Below are 2559 nucleotides of genomic sequence, written 5' to 3' on the forward strand. Positions count from 1 at the left end.
TTGTTCACCGAGCAAGCGAAACTCCGCGCTGAAGAACTCGGCGTCGCCGATCAAGTCAAGTTCATCCATGGCGATGCCGCCGGCTTCGTCTCTGACGAGAAGGCCGGCGTGGCAGCCTGTCTCGGTGCCACGTGGATCGGCGGGGGCGTCGGCGGAACTATCGAGCTTCTGGCGCAGAGCCTCCGCCCTGGAGGGATCATTCTCATCGGCGAGCCCTACTGGCGGCAGTTACCGCCGAGCGAAGATGTTGCCAAAGGGTGTCTTGCCCACTCAATCTCCGACTTTCTCCTGCTTCCAGAACTTCTCGCGTCTTTCGGCCAGCTTGGCTACGACGTCGTGGAAATGGTTCTTGCAGACCAAGACGGATGGGACAGATACGAGGCGGCCAAGTGGCTCACCATGCGCCGATGGCTTGAAGACAATCCCGACGACGAGTTCGCGAAAGAGGTACGAACCAAACTGACCTCGGAACCCGAGCGCTACGCCGCTTATACCCGTGAATACCTGGGCTGGGGTGTGTTCGCGCTGATGCCGCGGTGATGAGGGGATTACCGGGCGACTCAGACAGTGTGGAAAATCCAATCATGCCTTACAACTCATTCAAGCCGACGCCACTTCGCGGCGCGGCTTAATTCAGGCGCTGGAAAAAAGAAAGGAGGGAACACATGGCTACTGTATCGAGGCAAGGCAACAAACTCGCGAATCTGCTGAGACTTCTCTCGCCCGGGCTGGGCGAACACAATGCAACCGAGCAACTATCAATGTTCAGAGGAGGATCGTTCGCGATACTTTCGTTCACAGCTTTCATTCTGGGAGCATTCGTCTTCCAAGGGACCGCGGCCGCATGTACCGGGATATCTCTCAAGACGACAGACGGAAGGTCGGTTCATGCAAGGACAATCGAGTGGGCAAGCGGACCGTTGGGAAGTGAGCTCGTCGTCGCGCCGAGAAACCTATCGTTCATATCACACCTGCCGAAAGAGAAGAACGGGATCACATGGTCCAACCGCTACGGTTATGTCGGAATCTCTCTGATCGAGGCCCGAATCGTCGGCGAAGGCATAAACGAAGCGGGGTTGAATGCTGGACTCTTCTACTTCCCCGGATACGGATCCCTAGCTCCGTTCGATCCGAAGAACACCAAGAACAGTATTGCGGACATAGATCTGGTGCGGTGGATTCTCGGACGTTGTGCCACGGTGGATGACGTGCGCGAGGCGCTGGCCAAGGTCACGGTCGCACCGGCACATCTCGACGAAGACGGTCGTCCGTCCCCTACAGCGCACTGGCGGGTGACCGACGCAAAGGGTGGAAACATAGTAATCGAGATCATCGACGAGGGCAACGTCCACGTGTACGACAACGAGGTCGGTTTGATTACCAATTCACCCGGTTTCCCCTGGCATGTAACTCACCTAAACACACTGATCAACGTCCAACCCGGCACACTGCCTCCACGGAAGCTGGGCGATCACCCGATATTCTCCTTCGGTGCGGGGACAGCTGCTCTCGGACTTCCCGGCGACTACTCCCCTTCCTCGCGCTTTGTCCGAGCTGCTTTTTACCGCAATAGCGCCCCACCTATGGAGACGCCTCTCGAAGCGGTATCCCAAGCGTTCCACATACTCTCCAACTTTGACATCCCCATTGGAACCGCCTTCGCCCCCGAACACCGTGACGACATTCCTGACATGCCCAGCGCGACGCATTGGACCGCGGTCTCCGATCCAACCGACTTGAAGTTCTACTACCGCACCATGCACGACGGCAGGGTGAAGTGTGTCGATCTCGAGCGGATCGACTTCACGGCAGAGAAAGTAAAGACGTACTCGATCGATTCCGGCCGTTTCACGTTCGACGACGCCACTCCACAGTAATTTCTTTCCGGGATGACTTGGGAAAGGCTGAAACGAAGTATTCCCACAAGACGCTGCTCACATATTTCAGAAACCGCACGCGGTTTCTGAAAATGGAGAGCGTTGCACGTTAGGAGGAAAAAATTTAAAAATGGCTAAGACAACAATCACATACTGGAATCCGTTGAGTTCAGAAAATAAAGGCAAATGGGAACCGATTAAGGGGTTAGAAGGTATTGCGGAAGAACTGACATTGAGCATTGATCACGAAACGGGGGAATATACCCGCTTGACACGGTTTAATCCTGGTGCCGACACAACACCCTTTGGCGGGAAAAGTCATGACTACCCCGAAGAAGTCTTTATTGTGAGTGGCCGCCTTTTCGATAAGGCCTTTGATATGTGGTTGGAAACTGGACACTACGCAAGCAGACCACCGGGAGAGGTACATGGACCTTTCACAACAGAAGAAGGTTGTGTTGTTCTTGAGATGTCATTTCCAAACAAAACGAACGAATGAAAAACATCGCCTAACGATCGGCTGCACATGGACCGCAAGGAAGATAATAGAGCCAAGTCTTGCATTATAACATTTTCATCATACTTTTTTAATAATGTGTCATTGCAAGAACTGACCCCCATGTTTTACTGCCCGAAGGAGAAGAGTACACGTTGCCGCACGTTTTTTCGGCGTCAGGTGTTC

At 54.1% G+C, this 2559-nt stretch carries 3 protein-coding genes; all 3 read left to right on the top strand.

Annotated features, from left to right (window positions below):
- On the top strand, positions 1-540 hold a 540-nt coding region (locus PLF13_15005; protein ID HOP08578.1), incomplete at its 5' end, for an SAM-dependent methyltransferase.
- 125 nt (positions 541-665) lie between these two features.
- Positions 666-1877 carry a choloylglycine hydrolase family protein gene (locus PLF13_15010; GenBank protein ID HOP08579.1) on the top strand — a complete coding sequence of 404 codons (1212 nt, stop codon included), beginning with the start codon at positions 666-668 and terminating at the stop codon, positions 1875-1877.
- A gap of 130 nt (positions 1878-2007) precedes the next feature.
- Entirely contained in the window at positions 2008-2376 is a 369-nt protein-coding gene (locus PLF13_15015; protein ID HOP08580.1) for a cupin domain-containing protein, read from the top strand.
- Positions 2377-2559: the final 183 nt, after the last annotated feature.

The sequence above is a fragment of the Candidatus Zixiibacteriota bacterium genome, from assembly GCA_035380245.1.
Classification (GTDB): Bacteria; Zixibacteria; MSB-5A5; order GN15; family FEB-12; genus DAOSXA01.

Coding starts and splice junctions, on each gene's coding strand:
- PLF13_15015 (HOP08580.1), top strand. CDS start 2,008: ATGGCTAAGACAACAATCACATACTGGAATCCGTTGAGTTCAGAAAAT.
- PLF13_15010 (HOP08579.1), top strand. CDS start 666: ATGGCTACTGTATCGAGGCAAGGCAACAAACTCGCGAATCTGCTGAGA.